The sequence below is a fragment of the Legionella sp. genome (assembly GCF_047605385.1).
GTDB lineage: Bacteria > Pseudomonadota > Gammaproteobacteria > Legionellales > Legionellaceae > Legionella.
The window spans coordinates 1-14,891 of sequence record NZ_JASGFU010000059.1 but is presented as its reverse complement, the minus strand read 5'-3'; the positions used below and the strand labels follow the sequence as shown (position 1 = coordinate 14,891).

Below are 14,891 nucleotides of genomic sequence, written 5' to 3'. Positions count from 1 at the left end.
TAATGACAGAGAGAAAGAGGAAATAGCCTTAAGTTGACGCCATTAAGAGTTCACTTCATTAGGCGAACCTTAAAAGAATATTGACGATCTTTAGCTTGGAGCATGGGTTACAATTATAGCAGGTATAGGAGGGTCAATAACTTGTTCGTCTGTAATTTTAGGTGTAAACATCAAAAAATTATTTTTTGCATTATATTCGTTGCGTAACATATGATCAGTAACTGAAATTGTTATGCCATCGAGACTAGCTTTCCACTCTGACTGGTCCTTTAAAATAAGCTCTTTAGCTTTTTTAACAGCAGTATCGATAACTTTTTTAAATTCGCGATTACTTCTTTTTTTTGACCAGGAGAAAATAGCTTCCTCTATAGAGGCGAACATTTCTTTTAGTGCATTTTCTGTCTTGCTATCTAGTTTTTCTTGTTGCTCCAATTTTATTTTTAATGGCACCAGACTCAATAGCGCTAATTTGGCTCTTTCATCTAATTGAACAACTTGTTCAATTAGTTGTTCATCTCTTTCTCGTATTTCTTCAGGAATAAGCTCAATTTTTTTTTCATTTAGTGCTAAGGCGGCTGTCAGAATCACATCTCGATCCTTTTGCATTGCTTCGGAAGCATGTAGAAACCTTTCTCCATCTTGAACTACAACCCTAAGTACAATATCTTTTGCATTTAGAAATTGTTTGGGAGTGCGGTAATCAAATAGTTCGATGTGTTTATTAAGGGCTTTTAGAAAAAAACTTTTATTGTTTTGTAAATCTTCGGGAATATCATCGAATATTAAATGAGATTCTTCTATAGCAGTAAGAGCAATTTCTTCATCCATTTGGAAATTATTTGGAATATATGGATATACACGGGCATTAATCTTTAATGCCTTAAGAATAAATTGCCTGTCGTTTTGAAGATGTTTAGAAAGAGATGTGAATGCTTTGCTTTGTTTCTTAAGTATATCAAGCATCAATAATTCATTGTTTTTCCATTGTGATGGAATGTTTATTTTTTCTAAGATTTTGGGATTTTTTCGTGCAGCGGTAACCATAACTTGTATATCATTTATGAGGAGCTCAGGGGCGATATATTCAATTGCCTCAACGGAACAAACACGGGCCGATAAAGCAGCCAGTGCAAACTTTCTATTATTTTGCTGTGCTGTTGCATACTGAAGTAATCTGCCATCTGCTCTTATATAAGGTAGAGCGAACTCTTCATCATTTTGGAGTCGTTCTGAAATATATTGATAGAAATAAATTCCACCATTGCGTTTCATACAAGTCATGACAAACTCTTTATCATCTTTTAGTGCGGGTGCTGCATTTTTGAAGTATCCATAATGCTGCACTTTATCTAAAACAGCTAATATTTCTTCACGAGTAGAATTTTCATTTATCATGTTGTATTTCCCTATAATGCGAAATTAAAGTTTAGGATACATTAATTATTGAATCGTTCAATTTGCTAGGAGAGTACCATACTTTATGGTAGTCAGGTAGACGATTATTTCTCAAACTGAAAATGAGGAGTAGTTTTTAATGTGAGTTCTATTGGAAAATAATGTCAGTAATACAAGCTATTGCGAGTTGATGAAGACTACACACCTTCACTGCTGCTGTTCTTAGGTTAATAAGAGGCTCAGTGGGATTATAAACGTGAGCTTCTCAACTCATTTTTTAAATAGTACAATAAAAATTATGATATGCAGGGTTATCAGGAAAAATTTGCTTTGTATCTACTTGTTGTTGTAAAGATAGAGGAAAAGGTATTGGTGAGCAAGGAATTTTTATTGGAATAGATTTCTGGTTCTCAAAAAAAGTATGTCCTGAGCTAGAGATGGAGTAAACCTTGTTATAATCAGGCTGTAGCTTTTCGCAAATGTTAGTTATTATTTTTTCGAGATTATCTCTTAACTTCTGTTGTTCTAAGCTAAGCTGTTGCTCCTTAAGATCAGAAAAAATTTGCTCTGCGTGTATCTGTTGCTGCAAGGAGGGAATAGATACAGGTGAATAAGAAATTCCTATCGAATGATCTTGCGATGCTTCTAAAGCATTCACTGGTGTAGGGATGGAGTAAATTTTCTTACACAGAGGTTGTAGCGTTAAGAAAATGTTGGTTATTATTTTAGTGAAAGCATCTTTTAATTTTTTTTGCTCTAAGCTAAGTTCTTGATTTTTAAATGTGGTAGAGATTTTTTGTCCTAAAAGATTAAATTGTGTTATGTGATTATTAAGAGCGACTCTTATACAATCATTATTGTGGAGCTTAGAACATTGCTCGGGATCCATGACTGTATCTACTACACGTTGATGGCTCGAAAAAAGCCGTTTATAGTCATTAAATAATTCTTCCATTGTTTTTTGAAAATCATTATTATTCATATTTAACTCACAGTGATTATTTTTTGGTTAATTGTGCCGTATTTAAGAAGGTAATGTCAACTTTAATAGGGTATTTATAAAAAAGTAGTCATGATAAAAAAAATGAACTAGAGTATAACTTTTTATTTATAGAATTTAGGGATGTATTATGAAAGGGAACTATAGCATTCATAAAGCACTTATACTCTGCCTGATTGGATATGCAAATATAGGTAGCGCGCAACAAAGTATTGAATGGGTGTTCGATGGTGGGCCTACCTGGTTTGATGTTTCTCGGTCAACTCTTGCTTCTACAGATATTGAAACAGATTTTTTAAGTAAAGGGCATGCGGATACAACCGGTGAATTGGGTTTAAGCGTTTATTATAAGCGATCATTATTGCTTAATGGTTCGGCCTGGTTTAATACTTTGGGAATTGGCTTAGCCCTTCGTTACAGTGGTTTTTCAGATAAGATCGCAACCGGAAATGTCTATCAATTTGAACAAGCCAACCTGGATAATTATCACTATAAGCTCTACTTTGAAAATACTCGACTTTTAGCGCAATTATCCTTAGATGTTTTAACCTATAAGCAAGTCTCATTGTACCTCATGGGGGGAATTGGGGAAGGATGGTCACGTTTAGGTTATCATGATGTTCCTAACGTGATGGGGCTTGGTGGTGGTTTGTTTTTAGCCAAAGAAAATACATCGCGCGTTGTCGGTGATGTGGGTGTTGGTTTTAACTATCATCATACCACTCATCTGGCTTATTCCTTAAGTTATCTTTATACCGCTTATGGACATATAGCTGCTAGCAATCATGGTTATTTAAACGGTGAACCAGCCCAAGTGATAGGGCCCTCGCTTTCCATTGATTCCCATGCTTTATTGGTGGGTATTCATTATTTAGCTTAATTTCATATAAAGGTGCATGATGCGAATTTATAGTGCTTTAGGTTTATTATTATTTTGTTCTGCTGCAAGTTGGGCTCAATTACCCGTTTCGTTTTCCTCGTTACCAACAATTAATAATATGGCGATTGGTCAACAACAAACATTAAATTATGTGATTCATAATAATGTAGTGCGTCGTAGTTTGCCGATTCGCAGTATCCAGGTGATTAATGATGGCGATGCGCAACCTGAGGCCACCACTCAATGGACTACAACCTGTGGAAGTAGCTTACCACCTAATGGGAGTTGTGCCATTAGCGTAAGAATTGGCAATGCTACTGCCAATATAAATCGTCACTTAAGTATCAATTATGGGGGCCGAAGTCCATTAGTGAGCCCCATAAAATTAACTGTTACCAAGGCAAAATATACAGTTTTTGTTTATATTATCGGTTCTGATTTACAACGCAAAGATCAATCTGCTGACTTTAATATTAAGCAAATGGAAGAAGTGGGTTCAACTGCAAATATTAATGTTGTATTGCAAACAGGAGGAGCTAATTACCCGGGTTATTTAACGGTAAAACGACAAGTGGTTTATCCTGGCTCCCTGGTTGAAGTTAAAGATTTGGGCAATGTATCAATGGCTGCACCTGATGTGATTGAAAATTTTTTAGAATGGGGCATAACAAACTACCCAGCACAACGATACATTACCATTTTTTGGGATCATGGCGGTGGACCTAACGGTGGTTATGGTTATGATGAAAATAATTCACCAGTGAAGATAAACATTAATGACTTGGCTTCAGCGATTAAGAATGTAACCACCAAGACCGGCAGTCTTTTTGAAATCATTGGGTTTGATGCATGTCTGCTGGGGAATGCTGAAACGGCAGCGGGTATTGCTTCTAATATGCATTATTTTGTCGGTTCAGAGGATATAGAGCCTGGTGATGGTTGGCAATATAATACTTTTTTAGCCTATTTAAATGCAAACCCCAATGCGAGTGGAGATAAGATTGGGCGCGTGATCATTGATGGCTACACTCAACAAAATGCGGGGCAGGCGACTACTTTATCATTAATGGATGCAAGTCAGTTAGTAAATTTAAATACGGCGATAACCAATTTTGCTACCGTCCTACAAACTTATGTAACGAGTACTACGAATTGGAAATTAATTGCCAGCAGTCGTTTTAAAGCAGCAGATTATTATACTTCTGTTTGGGATAATCGCAGTACTGATTTAGTTGACCTGGTTGAGTTTGTGCAACGCGTTAGTAACCAATTTCCTGGCGATGTCAACTTGAGTTTGGCCTCACAAGCAGTTGTTGCTGCCGTAAATAATGCCGTTTTATATTATAAAAATAGTTTTGACCGTGCTGATTCTTATGGAGTAACGGTCTATTTCCCATCAATTTTAGAACAATATAAAATTCAATATCCGCAAGTAACTTCTATTAACGGCGTTAATTTTTTCTCGCAACCCTACGTGAATTTAGTAAGTAATTATCACACTTATTATCAGAATAATGAAAGCTCATTAGTTGCTACTGTATTGGATTTGGCATTTGATGGAACAAATTATACGGCAACAGTGAGTAATGATTATAATGAACTCTATGCCGCAGTAGGTAATGAGAATTGTACGAATTTGCTCGATGGTAACAATCTTCCTTTGGCTGCGAGTCCTTGTTATAGCAGTATTCAATACCAAGGAATTGAGGCAACTCAAAGTGGAACTGATTGGGATATTAGTTTTGCCAAGACTCTTTATTTGAATAGTTGGCCATTGCTTAATGGAGTGCCCGTATTATTTATTCCTGATGATGCAACACCCAATAATCCAGATGAAACCAACTTTTTAATTCCAGTCACGCAGATTTTGCCCACTGGCAATCAGGATGGTTATCTTAGTGTCCTATTAAATCAGGCCAATGAGTTTCAAATAGTGGGTTTTCAAAGTGCTATTGGAAGCAGTAATACGGCCAGTAAAGTTACTCCTTTAGGTAAGGAAAGTTCTTTTTATATTCGTAGTTATGCACAGGTTAATTTAATCTGGGGGTTAACGCGCACAACGGAAATGGTTCAGTATCCATTTACTCTTTCCTTTGGCAGCGTACCTTCTGGGTTAAATGCTTTTCGTTTTCTGGCAGGAGATATTACAGGTGCATTGATTATTACGCCAACAGCTGAATCGTATTAAGAATAAATACACTGAAGAGCTTGGCAGCCTGTAGAGACTATTCATAAAGAAGTTGAAAAAATTACTAAATCACTTAATGATCTTGTGGAGTCAGTTGATTCTATGCGCGACGAAGGATCCTCTCGCCATCAACCAACTTAATGTTTTTTAATGTAGGATAATGTCTAAATGACTAGGTCATTTGGACATTATGGTTTAAGCAAGGTAAACTGCAAGGATAATTCCCAATTCATAGAGCACGCAAAGAGGTACAGCCAGGAGCACTTGCGAGAAAACATCAGGTGGGGTGAGTAACATGCCAATGACAAAAGCTGCAACAATCACATAGGGCCTAATGGTTTTCAATACTAAAAGAGGAACAAGTTGCAGGCGCACCAGAATAAAACACAACAAAGGTACCTGAAAGCAAAGCCCAAATAATAAAAGCATACGCGTGATAAAATCTAAGGCATAAGCCATATCTGGCATATAGCGTACACCTTTAGGAAGAGCATGGGCAAAAAATTGAAACATATAAGGCAGTATCATATAAAAACAAAATAAAACTCCAGCAAGAAAGAGCAAGAGGCTTAAAAGTATGGCTGTACGCACAATATGTTGTTCTTTTTGATACAAACCCGGACTGATAAAACGCCAAAACTGAAATAGAGCAACGGGGGCACTAAACAGCAAAGCCGCATCTGCGGCCAGTGTTAACGGAGTAAAAACTGGTGAGGTTATGTGTGTGGCAATTAATCCTTCTTGTGCGGATAAAGTATGCAATAGTGGGCTTACCAATGCATGAAACAAATCATTGGCGCAGAAAAAAAAGAGTAGAAATAAGGCACTGAACCAGATTAAGAGGTGAATGCTGCGACGGCGTAATTCAAGTAAGTGTCTGATCATTTCTTTGTACGTAAATAATAGAAAAATCTTTGCGCTTGGCAGAGATTTATAATTTAACTAAGCCTCAACCAGTTCGTCATGCTTAATACCAATGCGTTCAGGGCGAATTTCCTTAATGCGATTAAACTGATCAACAAAAACAACAGTAGGCTCAACATGAGCACAATCTTTCTCAAGAACTTGGGAAAAAGTAGCAATAATGATTAAATCACCAGGAGTCACCAAATGGGCGGCGGCACCATTAACACAAATGTCGGTAGAGCCCGGAGTACCCATAATTGCATACGTTTCAAAACGTGTACCAGCAGTCACGTTCCATACATTCACTGCTTCGTAAGGCAATATATTAGCTGCTTTTAATAATTCTGGCGAAATCGTGATACTTCCTTCATAATCCAAATCGGCCTCAGTGATTGTGGCGCGATGAATTTTGGATTTGAGCATTTTCCTATAGGCCATGATATAATTCCAATCTTGTTCACAGTGGCCGAATTTTACCCCACAACCAGAAACTTATGCTAGATAAATTTAGCAAATAGGAACAAACATTTCTCTTATTTTTTTGTCCGGCACAAAGCTTATTTTTAAATTAGTATTCAGCTCATAAGCAGGATATAATTTAGTTTTATTTATTGAGTAGGAAACAGTGAGGCATAACCCACGAAAACGCTTTGGCCAGAATTTTTTGCAAAACCAGCATGTGATTAATAGTATTTTGCGCTCCATTAATCCTCAGCTTGAGGATAACATGTTGGAAATTGGTCCAGGCTTAGGAGCCTTAACTGAGCCTTTATTGCGTCGTCTTAAATATTTAACTGCGATTGAAATTGATACTGATCTACAGCAATATTGGCGGCAATCATCAAATGCGCAAGAAAAGTTAAACCTAATTTCCGCAGATGCGTTAACTGTTGATTATAGCCAATTTGGTAAAGGCTTACGCGTAGTTGGCAATTTACCTTATAATGTGTCAACGCCTTTATTAATTCATCTGTTAAGGTATGTGTCTTCGATTAAGGACATGCATTTTATGTTGCAAAAAGAAGTTGTAGAGCGTATGGCCGCAAGTCCTGGCAGTAAAGATTATGGGCGTTTGAGTGTGATGCTGCAGTATCATTGTGAGGTGACGTATTTATTTGAAGTACCTCCAGAAGCGTTTGACCCGCAGCCGAAAGTGGACTCTGCTGTGGTGCGTTTAGTACCCTACCAGATTTCGCCTTTTGCCAGCGTTCCAGTGATAGAACTTGAACGTTTAGTGGCAAAAGCATTTTCCATGCGTCGTAAGACCTTAAATAATAATTTAAAAGGTCTAATATCTGCCGAGAAATTGCAGGAATTAGGAATTGATGGTAATAAAAGACCTGAACAAATTTTGGTCAAAGAATATGTTCAACTAGCGAAATTTGTTTCCATTTAGTGTAAAATTAAATAATTAGGATGTTTGGTTGTAATTATTCACTTCTACTTTTACCGTATGTTCTGAAGACAGGCTTGAGGAAGAAGGTTTTCATGTGGTTTTTCATTCCTATGCCAGTAATCTATCTGAACTGAATAATTACATTAATTATCGTTAGGAGTGATTAAATCATTATGGAGATGGCTTTGTTTCACCGTGCACGAAAAAATTCTTTGTCAATACGTAAGCAGTCCTTAAAAGATTTAATGCGTATTATCACCGCCAATCAATTTTTGGCTGAAGAGAAACGGCAAGGGCTGCTTATAAAAATACGTGATTTGATGTGCTTGGAGGCGCCTCGTTATGAAAGCATGGCTTATTCTTTGATTGAAAATCTTGTTCACTATTGTCAAAGTTTGCCAGAGACCACGAACAGTTATTATTCGCAGCCTGGCGGTCTGGTTGATCATGCGTTAAACCGTACTGAGGCAGCATTAAGCTTATTCCAGGAATTTATGATCCCAGAGCATGCCCAAACCCTTTCTGAAGAACAAAAGCTTTGGCAATATGCATTATTTACCGCAGCCCTCCTGCAAGGGATTGGTAAGCTTTATGTGGATTATCGCGTGAATTTATTTGATGTGAATGGTCAAGCGCTAAAAGAATGGAATCCACTTTTAGACAGCATGGGTAGCATTGGCCAATATTATGCTTATGAATTCCAAAAAGAACCGGAAGTAGAATTTCGTCGTCGTATTAATTTATTGTTGGCAAAAACCTTAATGCCCAACAGTGGTTTTTCATGGATCGCCTCTCATGATGAAGTATTAGCTGTTTGGTTGGCATTATTACACGAAGATGAACGTTCCGCAGGTACTTTAGGCGCTATTCTAATTCGTGCTGATGCAATTGCGATTCAACGTTATTTTGTGGAGTTTATGCAGCGCAATCCCAATAATGTAGGTCGTCGCTTTGGTGGTGTTGGTACGTTTGCGGGTGGTGTACCAGAAACATTATTAGAAAAAGAACAAAATGTTGGTCTTGAGTTTATTCAATGGATGATTAGTTCCTTGGATTCAGGACGGATTATGGTGAATAAAGCGCCCTTATTTATGGTTCCTGGAGGCCTATTAATGTGCCAGGAAATGTTTCAATTATTCGTACGTGAGCATCCTGAATATAAAAACTGGCAGGCAGTACAAAATGGCTTCTTGGCTTTAGGATTACATAATCGTGGTCTTAATGGCAATGCTTTTAGTCGGTTTGAGCAAATGCAAACAAAACAAATGCAAGAAGGAATCGTCTTTTCTAAATATGCGTTGGCCTTGCCTGAAACGGTTAAGGTAAAAAATGCTGCGGGAAAAGAGAAAACCATGTCTGCAATGGAGTTAGTGCACCACGCTGCCTATCACACTCAATTAACTCAGGAGCAAAATGTGACTGTTGTGCCTGTATTGCAAAAATTAAATGCAGCTGGCCAGTGGCAGGCTGTGGAGCAAGACAATAACACCCCTCGGCCAGGAGCAAATAGAGGTGGCTGATTACGCAATAGGGGATGTACAAGGCTGTTATGATCCCCTACAACGATTGCTGGAAACGATTGATTTTAATGAACGCCGTGATCGTCTCTGGTTTGTCGGGGACTTAGTGAACCGTGGTCCACAATCTTTAGCAGTATTACGTTTTATTCATTCCTTACCTTTAGCGCCAAGAATTACTTTAGGCAACCATGATTTGCATCTTCTTGGTTCTTTATTCGGTGTGGATCCGTGGCAAGGTCATGATGATACGATTGAAGATATTTTAAATGCCCCTGATGGCGAAGCTTTAGGGCATTGGCTGAGAAAACAATCGATTTTGTATTTTTCTCCTGAGTTAAATATTGTTATGAGCCATGCAGGTATAGCTCCTATGTGGGATTTATCACAAGCAATGCAATTGGCAACAGAGTTGGAAACAGTACTTGCTGGGGAACATTTCTGTGATTTTTTATCGCATATGTATGGCAATGATCCTAATTGTTGGTCTGATGATTTGCAAGGTATGGATCGTTTGCGAGTGATTACTAATTATTTCACTCGCATGCGTTGTTGTGACGCACAAGGATGTTTGAGTTTGCATTATAAAGGAACGCTTGCTACAGCTCCGGCAAATCTTTATCCTTGGTACGCAGTGCCAAATCGTAAAGAAATTGCAGTAGACATCGTATTTGGGCACTGGGCTGCCTTGCAAGGGGTTTGTCCTGATCCCAAAATCTATGCTATTGATACTGGTTGTCTATGGAATGGTCAATTGACTGCTCTACGTTTGCAAGACCGGCAGCGATTTGCAGTCTCTGGAACAAAGTAACATGAGTAGGTTAATGAAGAGATTTTGGTTATTTTTAGTAGGCAGTATGTGGGCAACAGCCACCTGGGCGTCTCCAGTTGCCGGTTTATTGCACAAACAAGGGGCAGAAGAACGTTTGCAGCAAGCTATTGCTAATCCCGAGTTTATGCTGAAAAACTGGATAGAATTACCGACTTCTCCTGATGCACGTAAGAAAACGGTGCATCGCTTACGTTTAAGAGAAGCGATTTTATTAGCATTACGTTATAACCCCAACATTCAAAACGCAGAGTTAGACCGAGTAGTCCAACGTTATCAACTGCGCTTAGCAAATAATGAATTTGAAGTGCAATATGCCTTAGGTGCATCTGGTGTTATCCAAAAAAGCCGTTTTAATGGTATTGGTTCTGAGACGACGCATACTTTTTTAGCCAGCCCAGAAGTTGATTTGCGCACAAAAATAGGTACTCACGCAAGCCTTGGCATCGATAATAATGTGTCTGCTGATAATAATTTTAATCCTATGCTGAATTTATCAGTGACACAACCTTTATTACGTGGTTTTGGCAAGCGAGCAAATGAAGCTGCTTTACTCAATGCCAAAGACAATGAATGGTTCAATAAACTTAATTTGCGTCAAGCAGTATCTGACCAAATCACGCAAGTGGTTATGGCATATCGTGCATTGATTATCGCTGGTCATAACTTACAACATAATCAATTACAGCTTAAGGAAGCGAAAAAATCTTATGAAATTAATGAGAAAAAAATCGCCGCCGGACAACTTGAACCTACGGGTAATATTCAGCAATCCTATCAGATTGAATCTTTAAGCCTGATGGTGGAACAAGGCGAAAATGATTTTCAAACGGCAACTCAAGATCTGTTGCAAACCATAGGTCTTGATCCTAACACCCACTTATTAATTCCTAGTGATGTGGTTGTAGAAAAAATGGTTATTCCTAATGTACAAAAAACCATTGAACAAGCACTGGCTCATAACACCATGTATCTCGCGCAAAAAATGGCAGTACGTGCTGATGAGCGTGCTTATGAGGTAGCGAAAAACCAGCAACTATGGCAAGTTGACTTAGGAGCCAATTTACAAAGTGGGACACTCAATGACCCTACAGGGGTAAATGGTGGTTTTGGTGGGATATATAATGGCAATAATTTAACTCAAGCTGCGCGCTTGTCGGTTACCGTACCACTCAATGATGTAAGTCGTCGTAGCCAATTAATTAATGCCAAAATTCGTTTGGAAAAAGACAGGTTGAATTTAATCGCTGCTAAAAGGGCATTAATCACCAATATAACCAATACAATTAACAACATCCGCAGCCTTGCCAAGCGCTATCAATTAGCACAAAAGCAAGTAAAACTGGCGCAGCAGTCCTATCAACTGGAAAAGAAAAAACAACAAGCGGGGATTGCTACAGCTTTGGATGTAAACAATACACAAAATCAATTGATTCAGGCGCAATCAGGATTAATCAGTGCAAAAATCGCCTATCTGAACCAGATATCCGCACTGCAACGCATTTTAGGAACGACGCTGGATCACTGGAAAATTAAATTAAGGTATGGCTAATGATTAGGTTTTTAAACACGTGCACTATAATAATTTTGACATTGATAGGCCTATTCCTATTTTCTTGCGGTACGCATGAAAAACCCAAGGCAGTCAGTGAGCATCAGTATGAAGTAAAAATGCAAGTCTTACATAAAAATTTGCATTTTACCGGTACCATTCAACCACTGCATGAATACTCTATAACAAGTTCAATGGAAGCCGTTGTGGAGTCGATGAATTTCCATTATGGGCAGTTTATCAAAAAAGGGGATGTGATTTTAACATTAGATTCGCATGAGCTACAAAAACAATTTAATGATACTTTAACCGATTATCTAAAAGCCAAAGACAGTTACAGTATTGCCAAAGCTAAATTTTCGGGTACACAAGAATTATGGAATTCAGGTTTAATATCCAAAAATAATTATTTAAGTGAAAAATCCAATATGGATACGGTGCGTGTTGCCTTGATGCAAGCAACCCGTAAGCTTACTGAAATGATGGAAAAAGTAGATGAGCATAATACCAAGAATATGTCTGCTTTAAGTCTGGCTGATTTTGATAAAATCAAAAATATTTTATCTTCCAAACATAATTTAATTCAGATTAAAGCACCAAGTGATGGCGTGTTATTGTATCCACCTAAAACGGGTGAAGATAAAACAACGCGCATTGGTGTAGGCTCCGCAGTGAAAGCAGGTCAGGTTATTGGCTTAATTGGCGATCTATCTGGAGTGAGTATTGAAATTGAAGTGCCAGAAATTGATATTTCGCAAATTCATACCGGGATGAAAGCCAATATTAATGGCGTTGCTTTTGGCAAACATCCTTTACAAGGCGAACTAGTAGCCGTAAATGCTCAGGCTTCCAATACCACTAATGGGTTACCATTTTTTACCGCAGTTGTTGAGGTCAAATCACTAACCGTAGAACAGCAGCAATGGATTAAAGTAGGTATGAGCGCTACTATTGAATTGGCGATAGACAACAGTAGCCAATTATTAATTCCCATTGCTTCAATTAAACGCGAAAAAGGGCAAAGTATGGTTTGCTTGCATACAATGAAAGGTGGGATAGAGAAACGCATTATTACTACAGGGCCGGCACAAGCTGATTCGGTAGTAGTTGAAACTGGATTAAAAGAAGGTGATGTCGTCATTTATGAATAATAAGCCCATAATGATACTTAGGGATATTGTCAAAAGCTATCATCTTGAAGGAATCAGTACAACTGTACTTAAAGAAGTCTCTCTTACCGTGCAGGAAGGAGATTTATTAGCGATTGTTGGTGCTTCTGGCTCAGGCAAATCCACTTTAATGAATATCATTGGTTTATTGGATAAGGCTGATTCTGGAACTTATCTACTCAAAGATCGCAATGTAGCGGCGTTAACAGCAGATGATTGTGCACGGTTACGTAATCATAATATTGGTTTTGTTTTTCAGCAATTTAATTTGCTACCGCGTTTTACTGCACGGCAAAATGTGGCCTTGCCGTTGGTTTATCGGGGCACTGAAGCAGTAGAATGCCAAGAGCGGGTACATGCTGCCTTAGCTCAGGTCGGGATGGAGCGCTACGCTCACCATCGCCCAACACAACTCTCAGGGGGACAGCAACAACGTGTGGCAATTGCTCGGGCTTTAGTTACCCAACCGCAAGTGATTCTGGCGGATGAGCCTACAGGTGCTTTGGATTCACGTACTGGTGCGGAGGTGATGAATTTATTTTTATCTTTACATGGCCAAGAGCGTACCATTATCATGATTACTCATGATGAGCATATTGCTTCTTTGTGTCCACGACGTATTATCTTGGCCGATGGTATGGTGGTTGCGGAGACAAGCACATGAATTTTGCCAGTCTTTGCCAACAAGCTTTAGTCAATTTAACGGCAGCTAAATTACGTTCATTTTTAGCTGTTTTAGGGATTTTGGTGGGAACAGCAGCAGTTGTTGCTTTGCTTAGTTGCGGACAGTTAGCTACAGAAAAAGCTTTGGCGCAATTTAAAGCATTAGGCACCGATTTATTAGCTGTTGCCGTCTATCAAAAAGCGCCCAGTAAATCACCCAGCAGCAGTGATTCTTTATCCAATACGCAATGGCAGCAATTGCCTGAGCGCATTCCTTATATAAAAAATATTGCGCCTTATAGCACTGCCTATCAGCCATTGAGCTTTCAAGGAAAATTGATGCAAGGAGTAGTGATTGGTGCTGATGAACATTTGGCAAAAATCGTAAAAATTAAATTAGTGCAAGGCCATTTTGTTTCTTTTGTGGAATCTTTTGAACATTATTGCGTGATTGGCGATGGTTTGGCACAACAGATAAAGCAAATTAGTTTTGATCACCCCATTGGAAAGCAATTACGAGTGGGACAATCTTTATATACAATTATTGGTGTGGCTAAGCATTGGAAGGAAAATGGGTTTTTTAATGAAGACATCAACCAGGCAGTAATTATCCCTTTGGCAGGGATGAGTATGATCAGTAAAGATGCCAAAATCAATAATGCTATATTGGAGTTAAAACCAGACAGTCCAATTGATGACATCATTACAGAAATAAAACAAATCATTGCCTCATTTTCACCTCAACTTAATGTATTTCCTCGTAGTGCCAAACAAATTATTGCCAGCATGGAAAGTCAAGGACACATCTTTACTTTGTTACTGGCGGTTATTGGTGGCATTTCCTTATTGGTTGGTGGAATTGGGGTGATGAATGTCATGCTGGTGTCGGTTAGTGAGCGTAAAAAGGAAATTGGTATTCGCAAAGCAGTTGGTGCTAAAAACAGTGACATACACGCTTTATTCTTGGTAGAGTCAGTAATGTTGTCTTTGGTTGGTGGCATTTTAGGGGTATTTTTAGGATTAGTATTTACCTGGATTGTTTCCTATTTCAGCGCTTGGAATTACACTATTTTTCTTCTTCCACCGCTGGCTGGATTTATGGTTTCTGCAGCAACCGGAATTTTCTTTGGTTTCTACCCAGCACAGCGTGCTGCTAAATTAGAACCTGTAGTTTCTTTGCGTAGTGAATGATGTTCATTAAAAGCTATAGGTGATTATTTTGCTTCAGCGCGATGAAAAATCGATTTTCCACCACTCATTTGCCAAATCTTTATTGAGAAGCAAAACCTGTACAAATATAATTGGAAAAATGAAAATTAGAAACTATTACGGTGTTCGAAACAGGGCTCCCGCATTAAAAGTTTAGCAATATAGATAAAAATTGATTATCTTTTCT

Annotated in this window: 13 protein-coding genes; 9 read left to right on the top strand and 4 right to left on the bottom strand. The window is 38.4% G+C overall.

The features are described from left to right. Nucleotides 1-90: 90 nt before the first annotated feature. Together QM652_RS11605 and QM652_RS11600 are read right to left on the bottom strand one after the other, a co-directional pair. On the bottom strand, nt 91-1,395 hold the full coding sequence (locus QM652_RS11605) for a DUF4116 domain-containing protein (protein WP_415075956.1): 1,305 nt from the start codon (nt 1,393-1,395) through the stop codon (nt 91-93). Nucleotides 1,396-1,672: 277 nt separating this feature from the next. After that, a complete protein-coding gene (locus tag QM652_RS11600; RefSeq protein WP_415075954.1) occupies nt 1,673-2,377 on the bottom strand; it encodes a hypothetical protein in 705 nt (234 codons plus the stop codon). Nucleotides 2,378-2,525: 148 nt separating this feature from the next. On the opposite strand from QM652_RS11600, the gene QM652_RS11595 reads away from it, so the two are divergent. Together QM652_RS11595 and QM652_RS11590 are read left to right on the top strand one after the other, a co-directional pair. Further along, nucleotides 2,526-3,275 carry a hypothetical protein gene (locus QM652_RS11595; RefSeq protein ID WP_415075952.1) on the top strand — a complete coding sequence of 250 codons (750 nt, stop codon included), beginning with the start codon at nt 2,526-2,528 and terminating at the stop codon, nt 3,273-3,275. A gap of 19 nt (nt 3,276-3,294) precedes the next feature. Next, nucleotides 3,295-5,463, top strand: coding sequence for a clostripain-related cysteine peptidase (locus tag QM652_RS11590; protein ID WP_415075950.1), 2,169 nt, complete (start codon nt 3,295-3,297; stop codon nt 5,461-5,463). A 195-nt stretch (nt 5,464-5,658) separates the two neighbouring features. On the opposite strand, the gene tatC is transcribed toward QM652_RS11590, so the two are convergent. Both tatC and panD read right to left on the bottom strand, forming a co-directional pair. Beyond that, the gene (gene tatC, locus QM652_RS11585) at nt 5,659-6,348 is read right to left on the bottom strand and encodes a twin-arginine translocase subunit TatC (protein WP_415075948.1); all 690 of its coding nucleotides are present in this window, start codon (nt 6,346-6,348) and stop codon (nt 5,659-5,661) included. A 57-nt stretch (nt 6,349-6,405) separates the two neighbouring features. Next, nucleotides 6,406-6,807 carry an aspartate 1-decarboxylase gene (panD, locus tag QM652_RS11580; protein WP_415075946.1) on the bottom strand — a complete coding sequence of 134 codons (402 nt, stop codon included), beginning with the start codon at nt 6,805-6,807 and terminating at the stop codon, nt 6,406-6,408. A gap of 187 nt (nt 6,808-6,994) precedes the next feature. Between panD and rsmA the strand changes: the two genes are divergently transcribed. The 7 genes from rsmA to QM652_RS11545 all read left to right on the top strand — a co-directional run bounded on the left by rsmA (nt 6,995) and on the right by QM652_RS11545 (nt 14,686). After that, nucleotides 6,995-7,765 carry a 16S rRNA (adenine(1518)-N(6)/adenine(1519)-N(6))-dimethyltransferase RsmA gene (gene rsmA, locus QM652_RS11575; RefSeq protein WP_415075945.1) on the top strand — a complete coding sequence of 257 codons (771 nt, stop codon included), beginning with the start codon at nt 6,995-6,997 and terminating at the stop codon, nt 7,763-7,765. A 173-nt stretch (nt 7,766-7,938) separates the two neighbouring features. Continuing rightward, entirely contained in the window at nt 7,939-9,285 is a 1,347-nt protein-coding gene (locus QM652_RS11570; RefSeq protein ID WP_415075943.1) for a conjugal transfer nickase/helicase domain-containing protein, read from the top strand. Further along, complete coding sequence (locus QM652_RS11565; protein ID WP_415075941.1) at nt 9,278-10,093, top strand: symmetrical bis(5'-nucleosyl)-tetraphosphatase; 816 nt, start codon at nt 9,278-9,280, stop codon at nt 10,091-10,093. Before QM652_RS11570 ends, QM652_RS11565 begins: the two co-directional genes overlap by 8 nt. Before the next feature lie 46 nt (nt 10,094-10,139). After that, nucleotides 10,140-11,663, top strand: a complete 1,524-nt coding sequence (locus QM652_RS11560; protein ID WP_415075958.1) for a TolC family protein — start codon at nt 10,140-10,142, stop codon at nt 11,661-11,663. Next, nucleotides 11,663-12,814, top strand: coding sequence for an efflux RND transporter periplasmic adaptor subunit (locus QM652_RS11555; RefSeq protein ID WP_415075939.1), 1,152 nt, complete (start codon nt 11,663-11,665; stop codon nt 12,812-12,814). Before QM652_RS11560 ends, QM652_RS11555 begins: the two co-directional genes overlap by 1 nt. Further along, the gene (locus tag QM652_RS11550) at nt 12,807-13,496 is read left to right on the top strand and encodes an ABC transporter ATP-binding protein (protein ID WP_415075937.1); all 690 of its coding nucleotides are present in this window, start codon (nt 12,807-12,809) and stop codon (nt 13,494-13,496) included. The genes QM652_RS11555 and QM652_RS11550 overlap by 8 nt, the downstream gene beginning before the upstream one ends. After that, nucleotides 13,493-14,686 (top strand): ABC transporter permease, encoded by a 1,194-nt coding sequence (locus tag QM652_RS11545; protein ID WP_415075935.1) that lies wholly within the window; start codon nt 13,493-13,495, stop codon nt 14,684-14,686. Before QM652_RS11550 ends, QM652_RS11545 begins: the two co-directional genes overlap by 4 nt. The last annotated feature ends 205 nt before the right edge of the window (nt 14,687-14,891 follow it).

Bases quoted from the DNA above. Each gene is read 5' to 3' on its own strand.
- tatC (WP_415075948.1), bottom strand. From the start codon at position 6,348: ATGATCAGACACTTACTTGAATTACGCCGTCGCAGCATTCACCTCTTA.
- QM652_RS11560 (WP_415075958.1), top strand. From the start codon at position 10,140: ATGTGGGCAACAGCCACCTGGGCGTCTCCAGTTGCCGGTTTATTGCAC.
- QM652_RS11605 (WP_415075956.1), bottom strand. From the start codon at position 1,395: ATGATAAATGAAAATTCTACTCGTGAAGAAATATTAGCTGTTTTAGAT.
- QM652_RS11550 (WP_415075937.1), top strand. From the start codon at position 12,807: ATGAATAATAAGCCCATAATGATACTTAGGGATATTGTCAAAAGCTAT.
- QM652_RS11555 (WP_415075939.1), top strand. From the start codon at position 11,663: ATGATTAGGTTTTTAAACACGTGCACTATAATAATTTTGACATTGATA.
- QM652_RS11545 (WP_415075935.1), top strand. From the start codon at position 13,493: ATGAATTTTGCCAGTCTTTGCCAACAAGCTTTAGTCAATTTAACGGCA.
- QM652_RS11600 (WP_415075954.1), bottom strand. From the start codon at position 2,377: ATGAATAATAATGATTTTCAAAAAACAATGGAAGAATTATTTAATGAC.
- QM652_RS11570 (WP_415075943.1), top strand. From the start codon at position 7,939: ATGGAGATGGCTTTGTTTCACCGTGCACGAAAAAATTCTTTGTCAATA.
- QM652_RS11590 (WP_415075950.1), top strand. From the start codon at position 3,295: ATGCGAATTTATAGTGCTTTAGGTTTATTATTATTTTGTTCTGCTGCA.
- panD (WP_415075946.1), bottom strand. From the start codon at position 6,807: ATGGCCTATAGGAAAATGCTCAAATCCAAAATTCATCGCGCCACAATC.
- QM652_RS11595 (WP_415075952.1), top strand. From the start codon at position 2,526: ATGAAAGGGAACTATAGCATTCATAAAGCACTTATACTCTGCCTGATT.